The sequence below is a fragment of the Escherichia sp. E4930 genome (assembly GCF_005845405.1).
Taxonomy (GTDB): Bacteria; Pseudomonadota; Gammaproteobacteria; order Enterobacterales; family Enterobacteriaceae; genus Escherichia.
The window spans coordinates 64,550-80,415 of sequence record NZ_VCDZ01000005.1; the positions used below are offsets into that span (position 1 = coordinate 64,550).

Sequence of the window (15,866 nt, forward strand, 5' to 3'; positions counted from 1 at the left end):
CTTTGAGAGGATAAGGTAATGCAAGTTATTCTGCTTGATAAAGTAGCAAACCTGGGTAGCCTGGGTGATCAGGTAAACGTTAAAGCGGGCTATGCTCGTAACTTCCTGGTACCGCAGGGTAAAGCTGTTCCAGCTACCAAGAAAAACATTGAATTCTTCGAAGCACGTCGCGCTGAACTGGAAGCTAAACTGGCTGAAGTTCTGGCAGCAGCTAATGCTCGCGCTGAGAAAATCAATGCACTGGAAACTGTTACCATCGCGTCTAAAGCTGGCGACGAAGGTAAACTGTTCGGTTCCATCGGTACTCGCGACATCGCTGACGCTGTAACTGCAGCTGGCGTTGAAGTGGCTAAGAGCGAAGTTCGTCTGCCGAACGGCGTTCTGCGTACCACTGGCGAACACGAAGTGAGCTTCCAGGTTCACAGCGAAGTATTCGCGAAAGTGATCGTAAACGTAGTAGCTGAATAATTCGTTATTCAACGAGACGTAAAAACGCCGACCATTGGTCGGCGTTTTGCTTTTAGTGATAAAAACCTCAGAAACAGCTGTTCCCTTCATAAAGTTCTCTTACTATTCCTTTTATAAAAAATCCTCAGGACCAATACCTGGCCCCAGCCTCACCGCTGGTAGCTCGTGTCATGTTTTTTTACGCGGAAAACATGACAAAAGCATCAATACAGCGTCTCCCTTGTAAGATAATAAAAACAATAAGTTATGTGATAATGCGCTGTTATTTTATTGTTTTTTTAGATAAAAAGATAAAATATTATCGCTTCTATGGGGCTGATTGCTTGATGTGCAAAGTAAAAGATCGTTTAGCCGAAAAATGCTAATATTATGGTTATTACGGTCGTAAAAAGATAAAATATTATCACTATGGGTAAAAAAACAGCACCGTTACTCCCTTATACGAATCAGATGCTTAGTGAATTTGGTGAGCGGCTGAAACTTGCTCGTTTACGACGCAGGCTTACCGCAAAGCAAGTTGCTGAACGTGCCGGGATGTCGCCAATAACATTGCGCTCTCTGGAGTCAGGAAGTGCAGGGGTCACTATAGGGGCATATTTGTCTGTGATGCAGGTTTTGGGTCTGGAAACGGATTTAAATAAGCTTGCAGCTGAAGACGACTTAGGGCGTCAGCTCCAGGATTCCCGTTTGATTAAAAAAAGAGGGCTTTCTCGTTCATCTGGTAAGAGTGAAGAAGAGATTCAGACAGCCTCATTTCAGACGAAACGCGAGAAAGAAGGTCATCTCACCACGGATTTAACAGTACTGGCAAAAGACCCAACGCCAACTATTCCAGGGGAAACGTCCATCTCTCTTGCTGCACTATTACAACCGATAAAAAAACCGATAAAAGGAAATTAATTATGGCAGTAATCGGAGTGTATGCGGATTGGGAAGGCCTGGATGGTCCGGAGCGGATTGGTTATTTCGATATGTTCTTGCAAAGAAGTACCAGTAGATACCTGAACATTTCGGAAGATGCGTTTAATTGACGAAAAATAATAGAAACGCTACAACGCTAAATTATAGCGTTTCTATGTAAAATAATTAGCTTGTCGCTAACTGTACTTGTGGTTCTTCATCTTTAACTTTGATAAGCGTCCACAACGCAATAGCACCAATAATGTCAAAGAAAGCCAGGGCAATAAAGAACGGCGCGAAGCCGATAATGTGAACGAATGCCCCGATGAACAGGTTGAAAATCAACTGACCGCTCCACGCACAGGCTCCTGCCATACCCACTGCGGTAGCTACTTCGTCTTTTTTGAACAGATCACCACCCAGAGTTGCTGCAACAGTAGAAAGACATTGATGCGAGAACGCGCCAATACTAATCAGTAATACGGCAATGTAGGGATTTTCGACAATACTCACTAGACCAATCGTCATCATAATGATGGCTGCAATAGTGAAGGTAATTCTTCGTGAGTTAATTAAACTCACGCCGCGATCGTGGAAGAACTTCGCGACAAAACCACTGGCTAAACAGCCGAGATCGCCCAGCAGGAAAGGCAGCCAGACGAACATGGCAATTTCTTTCAGGCTAAAATGCAGCGTTTCGACGAAGAAAATCGGCACCCAGAAGTTAATGGTTCCCCATGCCGGGTCTGCGAGAAAACGCGCGATGCCAATTCCCCAGAAATTACGTTGGCTGAGGATATGCTTGATTGAGGTTTTTTCTTTCTTATCTGTTTTAAGATGCTGCTCTTGCCCGGATTCAATATACTGGCGCTCTTCATCAGAAAGGCGTTTGGCATCTTTCGGATCTTTATAACAAAAGAACCAAAATAAAGCCGCGAGCAAAGCAAGACTACCTGAGACAATAAACGCAAATTGCCAGCTATGAAACATAATGCACCAGGCAATCAACGGTGGAGCAAGCATCGCGCCGAGTGAGGTGCCCATATTGAAAACACCTGTCGCCACGCCACGCTCTTTTGCCGGAAACCATGTTGATGCGGTTTTTACACCCGCCGGAATTGCCGAGGCTTCGCTGAAACCCATCAGGGCGCGCATAAATGCCAGACCTGACCATGTTCCGGTTAGTGCATGGCCCATTGTCGCCAGGCCCCAAATTGCGGCACATATCGCAAAACTTATTTTTAGACCAACGGTATCAATAAAGAAGCCCATTATCGGTTGCCCCAATGTATAGGCTAACTGGAATGCACTGACAATCCATGAATATTGCTCTTTAGTTATTCCGGTTGTCTCCATAATCGTTGGAGCCGCAATACCTAACGCCGTTCTGTCCAGATAATTGATTACAGTGATAAAGCATACGAGGGCAATCATATGCCACCGATAATTCTTTATTTTATTCATATTTAAACCTTTTAATTATATTAATAAACCCTGGTTGTTGGTAATTCCGTGTAATAGTTAATAAAAATCAGGTAGAGAGGAAATATTGAAAATTATTGTGTGTAAATTTCTCCCTTTAAAAAGTCTGGCCAGTTTTTTTCAAAGTAAATACCATTAATACGCGGTTGTTCACGTAAAGATTTCACTTCGGTAATAAAAGAACCTTGCGAATATTGAATCGTTAATTTGTGATTTTTGTCTTCAGCGAGTTCAGAGCGAAAACGCCATTCTTCTATTGCGCCGCGACGAGTTTGTGGTAGACATTCACCTTGTGGATCAATAACCATCCGCGCCCCACGACTACCGCCACCTGCATCAATATAATGCGTCAACTGTGTCAATACCGCGGCAGAGGTCAGCGCCATATGTCGCCACATAAATAGCTCGGCAATTTCGCCAACATGCTTGATGGTCAAACCGTGTTGCTGCACAAATTCACTTAACAGCAGGGCGTCGCGGGTGGCGTGGCGAACTTTATCGGCATGACAAATAAATCCAGCGTAATCAGACATTCGTGCCTGGATTTTTTCTTTCGCCGTTGTCAGCGTCATTCCGTTCTCGTTTGCCAGCGCCTGAGTGATGATCTCTCTGACAGTAGACAACGGCGAGGCTGCCAGCTTTGCAATATCTCCATTAATAGACCGCTTTTGGGAGCAACCAATAAAACGCGCCAGGCGCACGGCAAAAACCTGTCCGGCATTCAGTGCCGCGCCGCCAGGCCGGGTAACGCCGTGAGTTCCGGCCACTTCTCCCACCGCGAAGCAACCTGGCAGGGAGGTTTGCCCCCAGATATCCACTTCTATACCGCCATTCATATGCTGATTATTCATGGCAAACTGCAATGGCTGCGTGGTGAGATCGTAGCCGTGCATCTTGTACAGCGAGATAGACAGCGGATTCATTCGTTGCAGGCGTTCGATGGGCGATTGCGCCAGGGCGCCGTTGTTTTCCAGATACGCGCGAACGTCGTCGTCCAGTCGATCCAATGAGAACGGCAAATCACCAGGCACCGCTTCAGGATTGCGATTGAAATCCATAAAAACCTGGCGACCACGTTGTTGTTCCTGCGCCACCGCCATATCTAACAAACTGGAGCCAAAATCCATCACCCGCGTGGCATGGAACGGCCACTGATAGCCCTTACGGAAGATGTTTGAAGCCAGTTCCTGGGTGGTGCGATAGTAATCTGCAAGGAAGTTATACTCGTTGCCCTCAGCATCCACAGAATAGATATACGGGATCACCTGCACATAGGTGCCAGACAAATTCCACGGAAAGGTGCTGCGCGGCGTGCCAATACCAAACTGGCTTTCTGTCAGATTGGTTAGCGTCAAACCTTCTTCCAGTGCCAGTCCCAGCGAGCCGAAGCATTTATGTGGATAAACACTGTCGCGATAAAGTTCGCCCGGTCCGCCCGTTGCCAGTACCACATTGGGCGCAGTCACAATTGCCAGCCCCCAGGGGTTATGGGCGCGGGAACCGGTTGCGAGAATAGCCCCCGCAACGCGATCTTCGCCATTCTCTCCGCACTGATGCAGGAGCTTAATCACCGTTGCACTGGTCAACATTGGGATGGCGAGGCGCTGCACTTCCTCCAGCAATACTTTCACCATCAGGCGAGAAGTGCGCGGTCCACAGGAGGTTGCGCGTCCGGCTTCGTCATGGTCGGTTTGATAACGGAGAATTGCGCCATAGCGATCTTCCGGTAATTCCAGACCAAGATATTGCAGGCCGCCGAGGGTATGCAGAGAACCGACCGCCTCGACATAAGCGGTGTCGTGATCCATTGCGCCACCGCTCGCCAGTGCTTCCGCCAGTTTGGCGAAGTTGTCACCGTTGCCCGCAGTAGCGGCGGTAAACAGTGTCTGTTTATCGGAACCAGAGCATGCCGACGTTCCCATATATAACCCGGCGGTCGCGATCAGTACATTTTGCTGACGACGCTCTAGTTCTACTGCCGCACGTAATCCTGCTGCGCCGCTACCAACGACCAGCGCATCAACTTGCCAGATCGGGTAATCAACATCCTCAACGGTGACAATTGACGTTGGTTCTGCTGACACAAACCCCTTCGGGAAAGTGACGTGCGTCAGCGCATCGAGGATGGTGTCATCAAGCTGACTCATGCATCCTCCATTGGCGTAAACAGGCTGCTTTCCATCAGGCGCGGCTGATTGATAATCGGGCGGAAGGCCATGAACGGCAGAATGTCGCGCTCAATCTCCACACCCGGCGCGATCTCAATTAATTCAACGCCTTCTGCCGTTAACTGGAATACCGCGCGTTCAGTGATATACAGCACCTCCTGACCGCTTTGCTGTGCGTACGCGGCGCTAAAGGTAATTTTTTCTACCTGGGTAACCAGTTTAGGGATTTGACCTGACTGGGCGATATGCAAGCCATCTGGCGTTACATCGATTTTGCTGCCTTTGGCGTCGAACGTGCCGCAGAACACCACTTTACGGGCGTTTTGCGCAATTTCGAGAAATCCGCCGGGGCCAATGAGATTGCCATTGAGATGCGAGACGTTGACGTTACCGTGCTGATCCATCTCTCCCATACCGAGGAAGGTGATATCGATCCCGCCGCCACTGTAGAACTCAAATTGATCGAGTGATGGAATAATGGCGTCGGCGTTACGGGCGCAGCCGAAAAATGCATCATCCAGCATCATACCGTTATGCACGCCTTGCTCGACGCTTAGCCATAAACTTTGGTAAGGAACGCCTTCGCGCAGCGCAACCCCAGGAATGCCGCCGGGAATGCCAAAGCCAAAGTTGGTTGAAGCGCCAGCCACCAGTTCGCGCGCTGCCCGACGGGCAATCAGGCGACGCACCGGATGACTAACCAGTTCAATAGCGTCGTTAGAACTCAGACGGCGATGTTGCCCGCTGATCGTCAGGTCGTAACCGCCAAGATAGGTTTGCGGCTGTTCGCGGCACTCAACGATGCCATCGACCAGAATCCCCGGCAGCTTGACCCGACGTGGTTCAAGTGCGCCTGCTTCCAGTACGTCGCGCACCTGTACGAACACTTTGCCGCCGCTGTTGTGTGCTGCCAGCGCCATTGAATAGCTATCCATATCAATCGCCTCTTCTTCAAGGCTGACGTTGCCACGCGGATCGGCATAAGTGCCGCGCAAAATGGCATAGTCCACTTTGAAAGGGCGATAGCGGAGTTTGGTTTCACCATCAATTTCAATCAGTTCTACCAGATCGTCGGTGGTGCAAGCGTTCGACTTACCGCCGCCATTGCGCGGATCAACAAACGATCCCAACCCTACGTGGGTAAAAAGTCCCGGACGTCCGGCACCGATCTCCCGTAGCAACGCCTGAATCACGCCACCAGGAAAGCAGTAGGCTTCAATGGCATTGTTTTTCACCAGTTCCTGCATTTTGGGCGACCAGGTAAAGTGTCCGGCAATTATGCGTTTGAGCATTTCGGCATGAGCGAAGCGATTGGTTCCTTTGCTGTCGCGATCGCCAATACCCAGCGAGTGGATTAATGTCAGATCGCGCGGGTGTCCGGTTTGCAGGAAACGAGCTTCAATGGCTGCCAGAATATGGTCAGCTTCCACCATGCCGCCGCCGTTACCGCTAATAGCAATGGTTGCGCCGTCCTGAATTTGCGCCGCCAGTGCCTCGGCGGTTGTTATCTTACGCATACAATTTCCTTATTGATTGTGGAAGCTCACGCTACTTTTTTCGGCAAACGCGTGCGTCGCCTGCTGGCAATCCTGAGTAGCAGACATTAACCCTGCCAGTAACTGGTGCGAGTAATCGGCGTGTTTATTTTCCAGTGCCAGAATCAGCTGCTTAATATGCGCCAGCGCCACCGGGCCACATTTTTCCAGCTGCGCTAGCTGATTCGCCATCCAGCTTTCTACCTGTTCTTTTTCTACCACTTCATCAATTAAATTCGCCGCCTGGGCTTCATGTGCCGTCAGACGTTTACCCAGCATCAGCATCTGGCGACCGACCACCGGACCGACCTGATTAAGCACGCGTTCAATGCCCATCCAGCCAGGCACCATACCGAGCATCACTTCCGGGTTAGAGAATTTCGCGCTGGGGCGAGCAATACGAATATCGCAGCACAAAGCAAGTTCAATCCCACCGCCGATGGTATGACCGTTGAGATTCGCAACGGTTAATTGGGGTAAATTGCGCAGACGATTAAAAACGTCATTACCGCGTTTAATCCATTTTCTGCCCATATCTAATGGCGAATAGGCTGACCACGATTTAATATCGCCGCCCGCACAAAAGAATTTATCACCGGTAGCAGTTAATTCGACTAATCGTAATGTGGTGTCGTTTTCAATTTCATTTAAATAATGATCGAGAGATTCGATCATTTCTTCGTTAATAGCATGACATTTATCTTCTCGATTCAATGTCAGGCGGCAGGAAGCCGCCGCTCTGCTGAACAGAACGGGTTGGTCACTCATGTTCATTCCTTAACAATAATGCGCGATGCGATCGACGCTGATATCCAGCGTGCTGTTAATATCTTTCTGCCACCAGTACGGCGAGAATATTTCCAGTTCAATAGCGCCATTAAATCCGGCGTTTTCAACCAGCCGACGGATTGACGGAATATTGATTACGCCATCTCCCGGCATTCCCCGATCATTGACCAGATCGGTGGTTGGTACTAACCAGTCGGAAACATGAAACGCGAGAATGCGTTTTCCGGCACGCAGGATTTGGCTGGCGAGCTCCGGATCCCACCAAACGTGGTAGACATCTACCGCGACGCCGAGGCCAAATTCGCCATCGGGATCGAGTTCATCACACCAGTCCAGCGCCTGGCGTAACGTGCACAAACAGGAACGATCGGCTGCGGTCATCGGGTGCAGCGGTTCCAGCGCAATCGGCACGCCGACCTCTTTCGAATGCGGTAGTAACTGGCGAATCCCTTGTTTCACCTGTTCCCGCGCCTCATACAGATCTTTTGTACCCGTTGGCAGTCCGCCAACCACCTGCATATAACAGGCGGCGTTAAGCACGGCGGCGTCGTCCAGCGCCCGGCGGTTATCATCAATCGCCAGTTTGCGTTCCGCCAGCGTCGGTGCGGTGTAGTAAGTGCTACGGCACAAACCGGAAACGCTCATGTTACTGGCGGCGAGTTGGCGGGCGATCTGCTGGAGATCTTCGCCCTGCAATTCTCTGCGCCAGGGGGCGATTGCACCAATACCGCGCGCGGCGCAAGCGTCAATAATGGCGGGCAGCGGCGTTTTATAACCCAGCGTCGCGGTATTAATGCTGAATAAATCAGGGCGTTGTAACAGATCTCTCATGATTCAGCCTCAGAAGCGCGGCATACTTAAGCCGCCGTCGATGGCGACCGCCTGACCACAGGTGTAAATCAGTTTGCCTTCCGCCATCGCGCGGACGGTGGAGGCAATATCAGCCGGATAACCCCAACGTCCCCACGGCACCAGACCTTTGGCAATCAATTCGTCGTAATAGGCGGTTGCCGGAATGGTCATATCGGTTTTGATTAGGCCAGGGCGCACTTCATAAACGCCAATTTGTTCATTGCAAAGGCGAGCAGCAAACAGACGAGCAGCGGCAGAAACGGCGGTTTTGGCAATGGTGTATTCGCCGCGATTCATCGCCAGCATGATGGCGTTGATTGAACTGACAAAAATAATCGAGCGGTGCGGCAGCTCCGCTTCCGGCTTCGGCTGTGCGAGCAGACGTTTACTGAATGCCTGAGCGAGGAAGAACGGCGCGCGGGTATTGATGGCAATGTTTTGGTCGAAACTGTCTGGTTCGAGATCGAGGAGGTCACCGCGCTTTTTCACTGAAATTCCCGCGTTATTGAGCAGGCAGTCCAGACGCCCCCACTGGTTTTGCGCCGCGTCGAGCATCTCTTCATGCAGAGAGAGATCGCCAACATCGGCAGGGAAGCAAATGACTTCCACGCCTTCTGCCATACATTCTTGTTGTGTGATATGCAGTTTTTCTACGCTGTCGGCATCGGGACGATCGTTAATCAGCAGGTTAAACCCGCCACGAGCAAGTTCCAGCGCACAACCCTTTCCAATACCACGTGCAGCGCCAGTGATGACAGCAACAGGACGAGTGGATTTCATAGGTTAATCCTCTTTTTCTGAATATTGTTTCCTTAAGTGATGGTTAGCTTGCGACTAGTCAGTAAAAAGATCAACCATCTGGTTGGTTGATCTGCGATAATGATCACAGGACATTTGATAACTCGATGAAAGACAATGTTTTGCCTTTTTGCTGTCGCTGAGATCAAATACGGTTATGATAGCCATCACGAAGAAGACGTGGGGAAGCGTTATGTATCTTGATACCAGCAACGTACAAAGCCTGAAGGAAAAGCTGCTGTTATGCGCGGTTAATGAATTTGCCGAATATGGTTACGAAGGCGCCAGGGTCGATAATATTGTTAAGGCTGCGGGGTGTAGTAAGCAGACGGTTTATCACCACTTTGGAAATAAAGAAAATTTATTTATCGAAGTGCTGGAATATACCTGGAACGATATTCGACAAAAAGAAAAGGCCCTTGATTTCTCAGGTCTTCCGCCACAAAAAGCGATTGAAAAAATCATTGATTTTACTTGGGACTATTATGTTTCTAACCCTTGGTTTTTAAAAATTGTGCATAGTGAAAACCAAAGTAAAGGTGTGCATTATGCAAAATCACAACGTCTCTTAGAAATTAACCATGCGCATTTGCAGTTAATGGAATCTTTATTGGATGAAGGGAAAAAACTCAATATATTTAAGCCAGATATCGACCCGTTGCAGGTGAATATTAATATTGCTGCGCTTGGGGGATATTATTTGATCAACCAGCATACGCTTGGTCTGGTTTATCACATCAGTATGGTTTCACCGCAGGCACTGGAAGCCAGACGTAAGGTCATCAAAGATACGATCCTTAGCTGGCTTCTGGTTGAACGGTCATCTACCGCGCGCGAATAAAACTGCCATCCGGCTGGCGGGTAAACAAGACTTGTTGATTATTCCCCGTATCAATGGTTAAGCCCGTCACCACGCCGCTGGCGTTCTGGCGGATTTTCACCATCTGCCCATTTTGCAAATTACTTAATGGTTTACCTGCGCCTTCTACCTGCGCCATTGCGTATACATCGGTAGGAGGCAGACCGTGGTCGCGGAACAGTTGTGCCATCGTTTTGCCGGCTTCGACACGATAAGAGCGCCATTGATTGTCAATGCCGCTATCTGGCTGGAAAGGTTGCGTTTGCGTAGCTTGCGGCTGCTCTTCCGGTTGACCTTCCTGTATTGGTTCTGGAGCGACCGGGGCAACTTGATCCGGATCGTTTTGCGGCGTAACTAGCTGCGCCCGAAGTTGTTCTTCTGTCGGCGGCTGAGATTGCGACTGAATATCCAGCTGCGCTTCACGCGTCACGACGGGGGCGTCGGGCGCATCCTCAGACGGAAGCAGAAAACCGACCACCAAAATAATGGCGGCAATAATAATCCCCCGACGATGCATCGGAGGTAGCGGATCCATGAAGCGAAAGTTGTCCGGCGCGTGCCAGACCTTCTCCAGGGTTGGTTTTAGTTCAAAGCGCCCGGGCATGGTTTCCTCCTGCTCCGCGTCTTGTTCCTCAATCATAGCCTATGAATAAGCTAACGCTATGATGTCCGTGGTAAACCCGCCTTCATTATATTCATACGGGATATTGCTATTGTTTCTTTTTCCCCGGGATTTGTCATCACTCTCGCGACAAAGTTTTACCCAAGGAAGTGTGGCTGATATGCTGCCCGTTACTTTATACCCTGAGGAAGGAAATACGATGACCACCCCAACTTTTGACACCATCGAAGCGCAAGCAAGCTACGGCATTGGTTTGCAGGTAGGGCAACAACTGAGTGAATCTGGTCTGGAAGGGCTGCTGCCAGAAGCGCTGGTTGCAGGTATTGCCGACGCGCTGGAAGGCAAACATCCGGCTGTTCCGGTTGATGTGGTGCACCGCGCGCTGCGTGAAATCCATGAACGTGCCGATGCTGTTCGTCGTCAGCGTTTCCAGTCGATGGCTGCTGAAGGTGTGAAATATCTTGAAGAAAACGCTAAAAAAGAAGGCGTGAACAGCACCGAATCCGGCCTGCAATTCCGCGTGATCAACCAGGGCGAAGGCGCAATTCCTGCCCGTACCGACCGCGTTCGCGTTCATTACACTGGTAAATTGATCGACGGCACTGTATTTGACAGCTCTGTTGCTCGTGGCGAACCGGCTGAATTCCCGGTGAACGGCGTGATCCCAGGCTGGATTGAAGCACTGACTCTGATGCCAGTAGGTTCTAAGTGGGAACTGACTATCCCGCAGGAACTGGCCTATGGCGAGCGCGGCGCTGGCGCGTCCATCCCTCCGTTCAGCACCCTGGTGTTTGAAGTTGAGCTGCTGGAAATCCTCTAAGCAGCGTATTCTGTTCCCCTCGAGCCAGAGGGGAGCAGGCATTTAGCAATAAACCCTTCAGTTTGCCAATCGGCGATATTTTGTGTTGCAAACGCTCCGTAAGCGTGTATTTTTGTGAGCTGTTTCGCGTTATCACCGTGACATGACACTCACTTTAAACATAAAATTAACATTAGATCTAAATCTTAGTATTCATCCCACGTATTGTTTCCTAATATCGATGAGTCCCGATACAGATTCGTCGTATCATAGACTGACTAAAGGCCGCAGAGCCTGAACAACACAGACAGGAAGAAAAAAACATGGTAGATCAGGTAAAAGTCGTTGCCGATGATCAGGCTCCGGCTGAACAGTCGCTACGGCGCAATCTCACAAACCGGCATATTCAGCTTATTGCCATTGGCGGCGCCATTGGTACGGGGTTGTTTATGGGATCCGGTAAAACAATCAGTCTTGCCGGGCCGTCGATCATTTTCGTTTATATGATCATCGGTTTTATGCTCTTTTTCGTGATGCGGGCAATGGGGGAATTGCTGCTTTCGAATCTGGAATACAAATCTTTTAGTGACTTCGCTTCCGATTTATTAGGGCCGTGGGCAGGATATTTCACTGGCTGGACTTATTGGTTCTGCTGGGTGGTTACCGGTATGGCGGACGTGGTTGCCATCACGGCTTATGCGCAGTTCTGGTTTCCGGGGCTATCTGACTGGGTCGCCTCGTTGGCGGTGATAGTGCTGTTGCTGACCCTGAACCTCGCCACCGTGAAAATGTTCGGTGAGATGGAGTTCTGGTTTGCGATGATCAAAATCGTCGCCATTGTGTCGCTGATTGTCGTCGGCCTGGTCATGGTGGCGATGCACTTTCAGTCACCGACCGGTGTGGAAGCGTCATTTGCGCATCTGTGGAATGACGGCGGCTGGTTCCCGAAAGGCTTAAGCGGCTTCTTTGCCGGATTCCAGATAGCGGTTTTCGCTTTCGTGGGGATTGAGCTGGTAGGTACTACTGCTGCGGAAACCAAAGATCCAGAGAAATCACTGCCGCGTGCAATTAACTCTATTCCGATCCGCATCATTATGTTCTACGTCTTCGCGCTGATTGTGATTATGTCCGTGACGCCGTGGAGTTCGGTAGTACCGGATAAAAGCCCGTTTGTTGAACTGTTCGTGTTGGTGGGTCTGCCTGCTGCTGCCAGCGTGATCAACTTTGTGGTGCTGACGTCTGCGGCTTCTTCCGCTAACAGTGGCGTCTTCTCTACCAGTCGCATGCTGTTTGGTCTGGCGCAGGAAGGTGTTGCACCGAAAGCGTTCGCTAAACTCTCTAAACGTGCAGTACCCGCGAAAGGGCTGACCTTCTCTTGTATCTGTCTGCTCGGCGGCGTGGTGATGTTGTACGTGAATCCAAGCGTGATTGGCGCGTTCACGATGATCACGACTGTTTCCGCGATTCTGTTTATGTTTGTCTGGACGATTATCCTTTGCTCGTACCTTGTGTATCGCAAACAGCGTCCGCACCTGCATGAGAAGTCAATCTACAAGATGCCGCTCGGCAAGCTGATGTGCTGGGTATGTATGGCGTTCTTTGTGTTCGTCATCGTGCTGCTGACGCTGGAAGATGACACCCGCCAGGCGCTGCTGGTTACCCCACTGTGGTTTATCGCGCTGGGGCTGGGCTGGTTGTTTATTGGTAAAAAACGCATGGCGAAGTAATACCGCGTTTATAACTCTGAAAGGCACCTGCGGGTGCCTTTGTCTTTATATATTCCTAAAAAAATCTACCATCATAGACAGCCCTCAGGCGCGAGCTTACCGTGGATCTTTGCCACTCGTTGCAGAGTTCATTATGGTTAAGCGCAGTTGGTTATTAATCGCCGCATTACCTCTCTCTATTTCACCTTCCTGGGGCGCGGATTTTTATTACCGCCAGCAGGAGAAAGGCACGGTTTATGTTGCCGAACAGAAGGGAGAAAAAGATGAGATCCTCTCCGAACTGCCGGACGTTAATTATTCCCGGCTCTGGCGCATTGCCAATTTAGCCAATAAACAAGAAACCCGCTTACTGTCCGATTTTAATCCCGATAAGTTCGATTGCGATGATGAGGGGGATTGCCAGCATACCTGGCTCACCGATGGACGCTCTGTTCTTTGGGCAGGCAAAGTCCTGAAAAATCCATCCGGTGAACCTAAAGTCGACGCCGCCAGTTTCCAGGCATTCGGTGCTTTCGCTGCTGATAAACGCAGTATCTATTTTGATGGTCAGCGTACCGATGATAATAGCGGTGATAAGCAGGTAGATATGTCAACGCTGGAAGAGACGGACATCTGGAATTTACTGCGTGATAAAAATAGCCTCTGGCATAAAGGTCGCTGGCTGGGTCATGCCGATGGATTTCAAATCATGCGGCATGATTCAGCTCTGCAATTTGTTGTGCTAACAAATTCGCAGGTGATTGTTAATGGCAAGCCGCTGCCCGCCGATCGCAAAACCTTTCAGATTAAACGTTGGATGCCTGGCGAACGCTTAGTTTATCGCGATAAAAGCGGCGAGCGTGACTATGAGCTGGAGGATATTGGTCACAGCTGTGCGTCATTTAAAATTGGTTTGAAGAATGTGTCCTGGCTTAAACAAGAAGCAACGCCAGCGGGGAGTGATTGTGTTTATGAAACGCTGGCGGGGGTAGAACCGGAAAAATTTACCTTATTAACCTGGTCGGTAGGCTATTACAAAGCTCAATTCTATAAGGTTAAAATCAATACATTAGGTGAAGGTGAACTGATAATGCCCAGGCCAGAGGATGTTTCTGAACTATTGGAGAGGGGAAGCATGGTAACTGGCTACATGTATATCACCACAGACGGGCAACTCTACAGTCACCAACTTGGTGGATTAACCACAATCGACGGAAAACACTACGAGCAAACTAAATGGCTGCGTTACAACCCCATTTCAGCAGAATGGTCAACGGTGAAGCAACCTCTGAGCGGTCTGAAACCCTTATTTAAATAACCTCTTACACGCTAACAGCTTCAGGATGATGCTATGTTGCCAATTAAACCCGTTTGTCTCGTACTGGCTTTATTTTCAACCGCTTCAATAGCCTGCTCCGGCGTGCCTTATGCCGCTTTTTACTACCAGCCGTGGGGGCAAGGCACAAAATATATCGTTGAAGATAGTGACGGTTACGGTATCGATTTTCCGGATATTCATTTGCCGCAGGTGAAGTTCAAACAGTTACGCCGCGTAGCTGACGGCACTGATGGAAAATATGATTCTCCAGATGATATCAATAATGATTTTGTGCGGGTGGCTCCCTTCTCTGGCTATCGCTCAAATGGCGGCTGGCGTTTCGACTGGTTGACTGATGGCCGCCATATTTTATGGGCTGGGAAAATAGTCCAGAACCCGCCGGGAACACCGAAAGTCGATGCCGCAACATTCCGCGCATGGGGGCGTTTTGCTGCCGATAAAGACAGCCTCTATTTTGATGGCGAACGCACGGATGATAATCACGGCGAAAAGCAGGTCGATATGGATTCGCTGCAACAGGTGGGAGGGATAATTTACGCAGGTGATTCCGCAGATGTATTGAAAGATCGTCGCAATATTTACTTTCAGGGGCGCTGGCTGGGCAGTGCGCAAGGGTATTCTATTCTTGGCGTTAAATCCTGGACACGTCGTCCCATTATTTATTCCCCCAATAGCTGCGAAAGCAAAAGTAATCCAGGACCGTGGGATACCATCTGGCGGACCAAATCGCAGGTCTTTGTCAACGGAGATGCCATCAACGCCGATCCGGAGACCTTTCAGATTGTGCGCTGGAGAGCCGGCTCCCTGCTGATTTATCGCGATAAAGACGGGGAAAAACGTTATTCGTTCGGAAAGGATTGCCGGAGTACGTTTGACCTACAGCGGGATAAAGTAACCTGGATGACCCGAGATGCTTCCAGGCGAGCCAATGACTGCCGGGTTGCGACCATTCCTGATGTTGATCCGGAATATTTTCGCCACCTGACGGATAATGTGGCGCAATATAAGGATTCACTCTATCTGGTGAAGTATGTTTCTGGGGTCGAAAAAACGCTTTCGGTTATTCATTTACCCGACCCGAAACAAGAATTACAGGAAGGCGTTAATATTGTAGGGAGTAAAGTTTATTTCATCGCGAGCGATGATGTGACTATTTTTGATATTAATGGGCAATGGCAGTGGTTTAAAAATGCGGACGGTGAATTGTCGAAACGTTTAGCATATGACGATAAATATATGTACTTTATCGGTGGTGGTACGATTGCAACCTTTGAACTTAAAGGAAAATTAACATGGTTTAAAACGCCCGGAGGGACGGTGTCTGATACTTTTGCCCATGATGATAAATATATCTATTTCCTTGATAGTGCTCTGGTAAATGGTGGGCGTCGGCGTAATGAAACCCGGGAGATGAATAAGGCTTATATTAATGAAAATACTGACTTAGTAACCGTTGAAGGGACTTATTATTGGCTGAATAATGAGTTTTTCCAGGCCAGTAGATATAAAAGATTGTTCCAGAGTGGTGAATAATGCAATGTAATATGAA

Annotated in this window: 14 protein-coding genes; 7 read left to right on the forward strand and 7 right to left on the reverse strand. The window is 49.4% G+C overall.

Going from position 1 to position 15,866, the window contains the following annotated elements; genetic code table 11:
• The first annotated feature begins 18 nt into the window (after positions 1 to 18).
• Positions 19 to 468, forward strand: a complete 450-nt coding sequence (gene rplI / locus FFT88_RS09330; RefSeq protein ID WP_001196062.1) for a 50S ribosomal protein L9 — start codon at positions 19 to 21, stop codon at positions 466 to 468.
• Positions 469 to 876: 408 nt separating this feature from the next.
• A complete protein-coding gene (locus tag FFT88_RS09335) occupies positions 877 to 1,368 on the forward strand; it encodes a helix-turn-helix transcriptional regulator (protein WP_135405706.1) in 492 nt (163 codons plus the stop codon).
• Positions 1,369 to 1,554: 186 nt separating this feature from the next.
• On the opposite strand, the gene FFT88_RS09340 is transcribed toward FFT88_RS09335, so the two are convergent.
• From FFT88_RS09340 to FFT88_RS09365, 6 genes are all read right to left on the reverse strand, one after another.
• Positions 1,555 to 2,832 carry an MFS transporter gene (locus FFT88_RS09340; protein WP_135405707.1) on the reverse strand — a complete coding sequence of 426 codons (1,278 nt, stop codon included), beginning with the start codon at positions 2,830 to 2,832 and terminating at the stop codon, positions 1,555 to 1,557.
• Positions 2,833 to 2,924: 92 nt separating this feature from the next.
• Positions 2,925 to 4,997, reverse strand: a complete 2,073-nt coding sequence (locus tag FFT88_RS09345; RefSeq protein ID WP_135405708.1) for an FAD-binding protein — start codon at positions 4,995 to 4,997, stop codon at positions 2,925 to 2,927.
• Complete coding sequence (locus tag FFT88_RS09350) at positions 4,994 to 6,535, reverse strand: CoA-transferase (protein WP_135405709.1); 1,542 nt, start codon at positions 6,533 to 6,535, stop codon at positions 4,994 to 4,996. Before FFT88_RS09350 ends, FFT88_RS09345 begins: the two co-directional genes overlap by 4 nt.
• A 9-nt stretch (positions 6,536 to 6,544) precedes the next feature.
• Positions 6,545 to 7,321 (reverse strand): enoyl-CoA hydratase/isomerase family protein, encoded by a 777-nt coding sequence (locus FFT88_RS09355; RefSeq protein ID WP_135405710.1) that lies wholly within the window; start codon positions 7,319 to 7,321, stop codon positions 6,545 to 6,547.
• A 9-nt stretch (positions 7,322 to 7,330) separates the two neighbouring features.
• Positions 7,331 to 8,173 (reverse strand): sugar phosphate isomerase/epimerase family protein, encoded by an 843-nt coding sequence (locus FFT88_RS09360; protein ID WP_130206027.1) that lies wholly within the window; start codon positions 8,171 to 8,173, stop codon positions 7,331 to 7,333.
• A gap of 9 nt (positions 8,174 to 8,182) precedes the next feature.
• Positions 8,183 to 8,974 carry a 3-ketoacyl-ACP reductase gene (locus FFT88_RS09365; RefSeq protein WP_130216695.1) on the reverse strand — a complete coding sequence of 264 codons (792 nt, stop codon included), beginning with the start codon at positions 8,972 to 8,974 and terminating at the stop codon, positions 8,183 to 8,185.
• A 211-nt stretch (positions 8,975 to 9,185) separates the two neighbouring features.
• On the opposite strand from FFT88_RS09365, the gene FFT88_RS09370 reads away from it, so the two are divergent.
• Positions 9,186 to 9,833, forward strand: coding sequence for a TetR/AcrR family transcriptional regulator (locus tag FFT88_RS09370; protein ID WP_130216693.1), 648 nt, complete (start codon positions 9,186 to 9,188; stop codon positions 9,831 to 9,833).
• Here FFT88_RS09370 and ytfB read toward each other — a convergent pair.
• Entirely contained in the window at positions 9,817 to 10,455 is a 639-nt protein-coding gene (gene ytfB, locus FFT88_RS09375; RefSeq protein ID WP_130221758.1) for a cell division protein YtfB, read from the reverse strand. The genes FFT88_RS09370 and ytfB overlap by 17 nt on opposite strands.
• A 217-nt stretch (positions 10,456 to 10,672) precedes the next feature.
• Here ytfB and fklB point away from each other — a divergent pair, with 217 nt between their 5' ends.
• The 4 genes from fklB (at position 10,673) to FFT88_RS09395 (ending at position 15,850) form a co-directional block, all read left to right on the forward strand.
• Positions 10,673 to 11,293, forward strand: a complete 621-nt coding sequence (gene fklB, locus FFT88_RS09380) for an FKBP-type peptidyl-prolyl cis-trans isomerase (protein WP_064525832.1) — start codon at positions 10,673 to 10,675, stop codon at positions 11,291 to 11,293.
• Between the two features lie 302 nt (positions 11,294 to 11,595).
• On the forward strand, positions 11,596 to 12,999 hold the full coding sequence (cycA, locus tag FFT88_RS09385) for a D-serine/D-alanine/glycine transporter (RefSeq protein WP_130216689.1): 1,404 nt from the start codon (positions 11,596 to 11,598) through the stop codon (positions 12,997 to 12,999).
• Between the two features lie 133 nt (positions 13,000 to 13,132).
• Positions 13,133 to 14,296, forward strand: coding sequence for a hypothetical protein (locus FFT88_RS09390; protein ID WP_135405711.1), 1,164 nt, complete (start codon positions 13,133 to 13,135; stop codon positions 14,294 to 14,296).
• 33 nt (positions 14,297 to 14,329) lie between these two features.
• On the forward strand, positions 14,330 to 15,850 hold the full coding sequence (locus tag FFT88_RS09395) for a hypothetical protein (protein ID WP_135405712.1): 1,521 nt from the start codon (positions 14,330 to 14,332) through the stop codon (positions 15,848 to 15,850).
• The last annotated feature ends 16 nt before the right edge of the window (positions 15,851 to 15,866 follow it).

Excerpts from the sequence above, each read along its gene's own strand:
- rplI (WP_001196062.1), top strand. The coding sequence starts at position 19 with ATGCAAGTTATTCTGCTTGATAAAGTAGCAAACCTGGGTAGCCTGGGT.
- FFT88_RS09335 (WP_135405706.1), top strand. The coding sequence starts at position 877 with ATGGGTAAAAAAACAGCACCGTTACTCCCTTATACGAATCAGATGCTT.
- FFT88_RS09340 (WP_135405707.1), bottom strand. The coding sequence starts at position 2,832 with ATGAATAAAATAAAGAATTATCGGTGGCATATGATTGCCCTCGTATGC.
- FFT88_RS09345 (WP_135405708.1), bottom strand. The coding sequence starts at position 4,997 with ATGAGTCAGCTTGATGACACCATCCTCGATGCGCTGACGCACGTCACT.
- FFT88_RS09350 (WP_135405709.1), bottom strand. The coding sequence starts at position 6,535 with ATGCGTAAGATAACAACCGCCGAGGCACTGGCGGCGCAAATTCAGGAC.
- FFT88_RS09355 (WP_135405710.1), bottom strand. The coding sequence starts at position 7,321 with ATGAGTGACCAACCCGTTCTGTTCAGCAGAGCGGCGGCTTCCTGCCGC.
- FFT88_RS09360 (WP_130206027.1), bottom strand. The coding sequence starts at position 8,173 with ATGAGAGATCTGTTACAACGCCCTGATTTATTCAGCATTAATACCGCG.
- FFT88_RS09365 (WP_130216695.1), bottom strand. The coding sequence starts at position 8,974 with ATGAAATCCACTCGTCCTGTTGCTGTCATCACTGGCGCTGCACGTGGT.
- FFT88_RS09370 (WP_130216693.1), top strand. The coding sequence starts at position 9,186 with ATGTATCTTGATACCAGCAACGTACAAAGCCTGAAGGAAAAGCTGCTG.
- ytfB (WP_130221758.1), bottom strand. The coding sequence starts at position 10,455 with ATGCCCGGGCGCTTTGAACTAAAACCAACCCTGGAGAAGGTCTGGCAC.
- fklB (WP_064525832.1), top strand. The coding sequence starts at position 10,673 with ATGACCACCCCAACTTTTGACACCATCGAAGCGCAAGCAAGCTACGGC.
- cycA (WP_130216689.1), top strand. The coding sequence starts at position 11,596 with ATGGTAGATCAGGTAAAAGTCGTTGCCGATGATCAGGCTCCGGCTGAA.
- FFT88_RS09390 (WP_135405711.1), top strand. The coding sequence starts at position 13,133 with ATGGTTAAGCGCAGTTGGTTATTAATCGCCGCATTACCTCTCTCTATT.
- FFT88_RS09395 (WP_135405712.1), top strand. The coding sequence starts at position 14,330 with ATGTTGCCAATTAAACCCGTTTGTCTCGTACTGGCTTTATTTTCAACC.